The sequence below is a fragment of the Methylobacterium oryzisoli genome, from assembly GCF_046557895.1.
In the GTDB taxonomy this organism is placed as follows: domain Bacteria; phylum Pseudomonadota; class Alphaproteobacteria; order Rhizobiales; family Beijerinckiaceae; genus Methylobacterium; species Methylobacterium oryzisoli.
The window spans coordinates 1-2452 of sequence record NZ_JBKIBX010000104.1 but is presented as its reverse complement, the minus strand read 5'-3'; the positions used below and the strand labels follow the sequence as shown (position 1 = coordinate 2452).

Genomic DNA, 2452 nt, shown 5'->3' with positions numbered 1-2452 from the left:
GCCTTGTGACGGCGCGCTTCGCGAGCGGCTCCGCTACCGACCAGCTACACCACAAGCGGGGACACGACCCCAAGCGGACCTTTGAGTTGGCAGTGCACCAAGTCCGCAGCGAACCTCCGGCGCTTTCACGAGCTGCGCCGAATGTCGCGCAATTTTTCGCCTACGCTCCTGCAAGTATGCGGCTATCCCTTGTAGCTCGCAGGATCCGGGCTATCAGTCGGATGCTCAAAGGCGCGCTTGAGTTCTGACGGCATCGGGAAACGATAATTGATTCCCTTGGGCGGGACTGGGGATTCGAACCATTTCCGGTAGATCGCGCCGATCTCAGGAGTGCGATACAGGTCCGCTGTAGCCCGGTCTACAACAGCCTTGAAGGGGCCGTCGTTCTTGCGGAGCATGATGCCGTACGGCTCCGGCAGCGCGAATGCGTCCTCGCTGATCACGTAGGCGGCGGGGTCCTTCGACAATGCGATAAGGATGCTGAGCTGTACGTCATCCATCACGAACGCGGCCGCTCGATCAGTCTCCAGCAGCAGGAAGGCCTCGACAGTGTCCTTCGCCGCCTGGATCGTGAGGCCGAGCTTGCGCTCACTGTTCATCTTATTGATCTGCACGATGTTCGTCGAGCCGGCGACCGAGACGACCGTTTGACCCTTCAAGTCATCGATCTTGGTGATGTGCTTCGCTTTCTTCGCAGCGAACCGGCTGGTTGTCACAAAATGAGCATTGGTGAATGCGACTTGCTTCTGCCGCTCCGGATTGTTGGTGGTCGAGCCGCATTCCAGGTCGATCGTGCCGTTGGTCATCAGCGGGATGCGTGTCGATGAAGTGACCGGATTCATCTCGACCCGGAGATCGGGCGCGTTGATCTCCACCTTAATCGCATCGACAATCTTGCTACAGATGTCGATCGTGTAGCCGATGTAGCGTCCATCGTTATCGATGTAGCTGAACGGCGGACCGCCATCCCGGACGCCGAGGACGATACGGTTGTTTTCCTTGAGTCTCTTTAATGTGCCGATGAGCTCGGTCGCACCCGCGGGCGCGGCGGCAACGGCCATAGCCAGGAAGGTACTGAGCAGTCGCATCGACGTTCCTCTCGTGAAACTTCAGTTAGGGGCTGGCTGGGCCGATCCGGTTTGGTGGACTCAACGGGATGGCTTGGCGTAGCGACCGTCGTAGCGACCGTCTCGGATCATCTGCAGGACCTCGGCCTCACGGGCCACCTGGGCCTGCACGGCCTTGATGAGGCTGGCAGCAACATCGGGTGGGAAAGTCACCACGCCGTCCGCGTCGCCCACGACAATATCGCCCGGAGCGACAACGCATCCGCCGACGGAGACTGGCACATTGATCGCGCCCGGGCCCGTTTTGTAGGGGCCGCGATGGATCGCGGCACGGGCGTAGCAGGGGAACTTCGAGGCGGCGAAGGCGGCTGAGTCGCGGATAGCACCGTCGATAACGAAGCCCGCCACGCCCCGGCTCTCTGCAATCGCCTTCATGATGTCGCCGACAAGGGCGCGACTGGTGTCGCCGCCGCCATCGACTACGATGACTTCGCCCGGACGGGCGAGGTTGAGGGCCTGATGGATGGCGAGGTTGTCTCCGGCTCGCACGCGGACTGTCAGAGCCGTGCCGAGAAGATCGCCCCCTTGGTGGAAGGCGCGCAGGCCGACGGGGCCGGGAAGCCGCTCCAGGTTGTCACTGATCGTGGCGGTCGCAACGCCCCGGAACATCGCGAGGATGGCTGGGACAACCGGAGAGGCTGAAGGATGTACTGTGTCGACCATGGTGTGGTCCTTATGAAGCCGCTGCAAAGCGGAGGTAAGCGAAACCATAGTTCCCGCGCAGCGCCCTGAAGTTGGTGCAAACGGAGGGGGTACGATCCGTCGCTAGCGTGCGGTCTCAGCCGTTGGCCTCTCAGCCTTTGGCCTTGGCGATCTCAGCCTGCAGCTCCGGCACGACCTGGAATAANGCTAGCGTGCGGTCTCAGCCGTTGGCCTCTCAGCCTTTGGCCTTGGCGATCTCAGCCTGCAGCTCCGGCACGACCTGGAATAAGTCGCCGACGAGGCCGTAATCGGCCACCTGGAAGATCGGCGCCTCCTCGTCCTTGTTGATCGCCACGATCACCTTGGAATCCTTCATGCCGGCGAGGTGCTGGATCGCGCCCGAGATGCCCACCGCCACGTAGAGGTCCGGCGCCACCACCTTGCCGGTCTGGCCCACCTGCCAGTCGTTCGGGGCGTAGCCCGCATCCACCGCGGCCCGCGAGGCGCCCACGGCCGCGCCCAGGGCGTCGGCGAGCGGCTCGATCAGCTCCTTGAATTTTTCCGCCGAGCCGAGCGAGCGACCGCCGGACACGATGAACTTGGCCGAGGCCAGTTCCGGACGGTCGGACTTGGCGATCTCCTCGCCCTTGAACGACGACTTCGCCTCCGGCGCCGCCGCGGCC

General features: G+C 63.0%; 3 protein-coding genes. All 3 read right to left on the bottom strand.

Annotation, left to right across the window (positions count from 1 at the left end; genetic code table 11):
• Positions 1–182: 182 nt before the first annotated feature.
• Entirely contained in the window at positions 183–1088 is a 906-nt protein-coding gene (locus ACKUB9_RS34195) for an amino acid ABC transporter substrate-binding protein (protein WP_407531135.1), read from the bottom strand.
• Between the two features lie 60 nt (positions 1089–1148).
• On the bottom strand, positions 1149–1790 hold the full coding sequence (locus tag ACKUB9_RS34190; protein ID WP_407531133.1) for an RraA family protein: 642 nt from the start codon (positions 1788–1790) through the stop codon (positions 1149–1151).
• A gap of 214 nt (positions 1791–2004) precedes the next feature.
• The coding region (locus ACKUB9_RS34185; RefSeq protein WP_410826043.1) for an electron transfer flavoprotein subunit alpha/FixB family protein at positions 2005–2452 on the bottom strand (448 nt) is incomplete at its 5' end.